Source organism: Roseateles sp., from assembly GCF_052436255.1.
Taxonomy (GTDB): Bacteria; Pseudomonadota; Gammaproteobacteria; order Burkholderiales; family Burkholderiaceae_C; genus Pelomonas.
The window spans coordinates 1-2,912 of sequence record NZ_JBQVNP010000276.1 but is presented as its reverse complement, the minus strand read 5'-3'; the positions used below and the strand labels follow the sequence as shown (position 1 = coordinate 2,912).

5 protein-coding genes are annotated in these 2,912 nt (G+C 63.4%); 2 read left to right on the top strand and 3 right to left on the bottom strand.

Annotation, left to right across the window (positions count from 1 at the left end):
- From ACT6S0_RS27445 to ACT6S0_RS27435, 3 genes are all read right to left on the bottom strand, one after another.
- Positions 1 to 337: ABC transporter substrate-binding protein (locus tag ACT6S0_RS27445; protein ID WP_444766894.1), on the bottom strand; the 337-nt coding region annotated here is incomplete at its 3' end.
- 144 nt (positions 338 to 481) lie between these two features.
- Complete coding sequence (locus ACT6S0_RS27440; RefSeq protein ID WP_444766893.1) at positions 482 to 757, bottom strand: hypothetical protein; 276 nt, start codon at positions 755 to 757, stop codon at positions 482 to 484.
- 135 nt (positions 758 to 892) lie between these two features.
- Positions 893 to 1,990, bottom strand: coding sequence for an IS5 family transposase (locus ACT6S0_RS27435; protein ID WP_444766892.1), 1,098 nt, complete (start codon positions 1,988 to 1,990; stop codon positions 893 to 895).
- A 41-nt stretch (positions 1,991 to 2,031) separates the two neighbouring features.
- On the opposite strand from ACT6S0_RS27435, the gene ACT6S0_RS27430 reads away from it, so the two are divergent.
- Positions 2,032 to 2,328 carry a hypothetical protein gene (locus ACT6S0_RS27430; protein WP_444766891.1) on the top strand — a complete coding sequence of 99 codons (297 nt, stop codon included), beginning with the start codon at positions 2,032 to 2,034 and terminating at the stop codon, positions 2,326 to 2,328.
- Positions 2,329 to 2,403: 75 nt separating this feature from the next.
- A partial coding sequence (locus ACT6S0_RS27425) for a polysaccharide biosynthesis/export family protein (RefSeq protein ID WP_444766890.1) occupies positions 2,404 to 2,912 on the top strand: 509 nt, incomplete at its 3' end.

Sequence of the window (2,912 nt, the reverse complement as noted above, 5' to 3'; positions counted from 1 at the left end):
GCATCGCGAGTGCGACGCCCGAAGCGGTCGGGCCGACGGCCAGCGCGGCCTTGTCGTCGGAATAGGCGGCGGCCAGCAGCGACTTGCCGAGGTCGGGCTTGCCCTGGTCGTCCTTCTCGATGACCACCAGCTTCTTGCCGTTGATCGTCATCGTGCCGCCGGTGGCGTAGTCCAGGCCCATCATGAAGCCGGTCTGGGTCTGCTTGCCGTAGGCCTCCAGCGCGCCGGTCTTGCTGTAGATGTGGGCGATGCGGATTTCGTTGGACTGGGCCCATGCCGGGGCGGCTGCGGCGCAGGTGGCGAGCGCTGCCAGCGCGACGAGGTGGCGACGGTTCATTCTTTGTCTCCTGAAAAAGGTGACTGAATATTGCACACTCCGTGCCATCCTCTAAGCCATTGATAACAAACGTTTCTTCATTCGACAGAAACGCTGTCAGGCTGAATTCAGAACACTTGCATTGCCTGAATTTCAGACGAATGTCTATTTTTCAGTCAGGGCTTTCCCGGAGTCCTGCCGTTCCGCGATCCATTGCCTGAACTGGCGCTCGGCCTGCATGCGGAACTCGTTGCGCGCATGGTTGCAGGCCGCGTGCGCAAGCCGGCGGTGTTTCGACGAACGGATGCCGCCGAAGGTCGAGTCGACGAGGTGCTCGATGGTCGCGGACTCCGGGCGGCCGAGCGGCTCGTCGAAATCCATAGGGAGGCCGCACCAATGGCAGTTGGGGCCGAAGGTGGAGCGCAGCGCCTTGATGCTCACAGGCTCGCGTACTCCAGGGAACCTCTAAAAACTGCCGTTTTCAGCCCGTCTCTGACGCAAGCTGTTCGCAACCCGCAGATCTGCCTATTTTTTGTGCAATTCCGTCTCTTTTTAGGGTTTTTTGTGCCCCATTCCTCACGCATTGGCCCCCTGCAGGCGCACCTCGGTCTTTGATGGCTTGTTCTTGTAGAACGCATCCACCCCGTCATCAAGGAACTTCGCCAGGCGCTTGAGGTTGTAGCACGCAGCCATCATGGTCATGGCGACCGTGGCGCGCGCTTGGCCAATGGTGCGAATGAACTTGCCGCCCATGTGGCGCATCTGGGCAAAGGGGTGCTCCACCCGGGCCCGGGTCTTGGCAATGCGCTTGTTGCGTCCCTTCTGGCATTCGCTCAAAGGCCGGCCCGGCTTGGCTTTGCGCTGGATGTGCTCGCGATGCCCCAGGACCTTGAGCATCTCACTGCGCTGTGCGCTGGGGTAGCCCCGGTCGGCATAGACGTCGCCGCTGGTGTTGTGCTCGTCCAGCACTTCATCAAAGTGCGTGCTGTCGTGCTCGCTGGCCGTGCCGGTGGTGATCTTGCGGATGAACTTGTGCCGGGCGTCCACGCTGATGCTCAGCTTGTAGCCGTGGTAGCCCTTGCCGTGCTTCTTTGTGTGGGTGGCATCCAGGTCTTTCTGTCTGCGCTTGGCGGCATTCCAGTCGGCGGGGATCTTGCCTTGTTCGAGCTGTGCTTTGTCTTCCTTGGTGAAGTGCTGGATGGGAGCGGGCACCAGGGTGGCGTCGATGATCTGCCCGCACCGTGCCACGTAGCCGCGCTGCAGCAACTGGCCGTCCACCGCCTGAAACAGCGCTGTGACGCCATCAACGCCCAGGCGCTGCTGGTAGTGCCAGATGGTGTTGCGGTCGGGGATGTTGGCGCTGTCCTGCAGCAAGCAAAAGCGCTGGTAGCTCATGCGGTCCAGCAGTTGGTACTCCATCTGCTCGTCGCTGAGGTTGTAGAGATGCTTGAGGACCAGAATACGCACCATCACCTCGGTGGGGTATGGCGGACGCCCGCCCTTACTGGCGTCACCCCTGGGCAACAATCCATCGATGACCTGCGTCAGGTGGGCGAAGTCAATGTGCCGGGCAATGACCTGCAGCGGATCGCCCAGCGTTTCGATCTTGTGCTTGCGCGCTGCGTCGGCAAAGAGGTCGAACTTGATGGCGCTGCGGGCTTTGTGCTTGCTCATCGGGTGATTGTCGCGTTGGATGGGGCGGTGTCGGTCGGGAGATGGGGGTTTTTAGAGGTTCCCTCCTGTACTCGGGCTCGCTGCATGTCTGCGACCGCGGCCGCGACCAGCTCGGAGCCTTCGCTCGCAAGCCCTTCACGCAAGGGGTGCAGTACGAGTTCATCGGCGAGGTCGACCACACCGTCTGCACCGAGAAGGGACAACAGCTGTTCCTGCGCTCGGTGGGCGACTGGGTCGCCGAGCGCTGCTTCAGCCCCGCCACCGAACGCCGCAGCCAGGAAAGCCGGACACCGGCCAGCGTGGAAACGGCCATGCCCACCACGTGGGCCGCACCCTGAAGCGAGGCATCCGACCCCGCCCCATTCATCAACCCCAACCCAACCAGCCCTCAACCAGCCGTCAAGGAGATCACCATGCAACGCCATGATCCAGCGACGCAGTCATGCGGAACGCACCCTCTCGCAGCAGTCCTGGCCCGTGCGGAGGCCGAGTCCCGGCTGCGATGGCTGGGCCTGGCGCTGCTGCTGTCGATCGGGCTGGTGGCGCTGACGGGTTGCGCGCCGGGCTTCGGCTCGGTGGGGCCGCTGGGCTACGGCAAGAACACGGGCGACAGCACCGCCTCGGCGGACAGCGGAAAGATCATCACGATCACGCCCGACCTGATCCGCGCGCAGCTCGCGCAGAAGCCGAAGAGCCCGCCGGACAACATCAAGCGCCTGTTCGCCACGGCGCCGGTCTACACCATCGGCTCGGGCGACGTGGTCGGCATCATCGTGTACGACCATCCGGAGCTGCTGCCGAACGCCGGCGCGGTTATCGCGCAGCAGTCCGACCCGACGGGCCTGACCGTGGCGCCCGGCGTCATCGTCGACGCCAAGGGCGAGATCTTCGTTCCCTACAACGGGCGCACCAAGGAGCAGGG